Annotated in this window: 1 protein-coding gene; it reads right to left on the bottom strand. The window is 62.9% G+C overall.

All coding sequences use genetic code 11. The features are described from left to right. On the bottom strand, positions 1 to 879 hold an 879-nt coding region (locus AC1D00_RS43235), incomplete at both ends, for a type IV secretory system conjugative DNA transfer family protein (protein WP_477014941.1).

An 879-nucleotide genomic window follows, 5' to 3' on the forward strand; every position in this document is an offset into this window, starting at 1 on the left:
AAGAAACTCTTAAGAAACTCTTGATGCCGTACCCCGCCATGAAGGCGAGCGCGGACTCGAAGAAATCAAGCCGCCCAAGTGCCGGGAACTCATCGAGCATCATCAGAACTCGATGGCGGCGGTCGCGGGCGTGCAAATCCTCGGTCAGCCGCCGACCAATCTGATTCAGCACCAAGCGGATCAATGGTTTGGTTCGTGAGATATCCGAGGGGGGCACCACCAGGTACAGCGTCGTGGGGCGGCTATCCGCGATCAGGTCGGCTATCCGCCAGTCGCACCGGCAGGTCACCCGGGCCACGACGGGATCGCGGTAAAGCCCGAGGAACGACATCGCGGTGGACAGGACGCCGGAACGTTCGTTCTCGGACTTGTTGAGGAGCTCGCGCGCGGTCGAGGCGACCACGGGATGAGCGCCCTGCTCGCCAAGATGCGGCATGGTCATCATCGCCTTCAGGGTCGCCTCGATCGGCCGCTTCGGGTCGGACAGAAAGGCGGCCACGCCGGTCAAGGTCTTGTCCGCCTCGGCATAAAGGACGTGAAGCATGGCGCCGACCAGGAGCGAATGACTGGTCTTCTCCCAATGGTTCCGCTTATCGAGCGAGCCTTCGGGGTCGACCAGGACGTCGGCGACGTTCTGGACGTCGCGAACCTCCCATTCCCCACGACGGACCTCGATAAGCGGATTGTAGGCTGACGACTTTGGATTCGTCGGATCGAACAGAAGGACGCGGCCATGTCGCGCGCGGAAGCCGGCGGTCAGTTGCCAGTTCTCGCCCTTGATGTCGTGAACGATGGCCGAACCCGGCCAGGCCAGCAGCGAGGGAACGACCAGGCCGACACCTTTGCCGGACCGGGTGGGCGCAAAGCACAGCACATGCT

This window comes from Bradyrhizobium sp. P2_E8 (genome assembly GCF_056403875.1).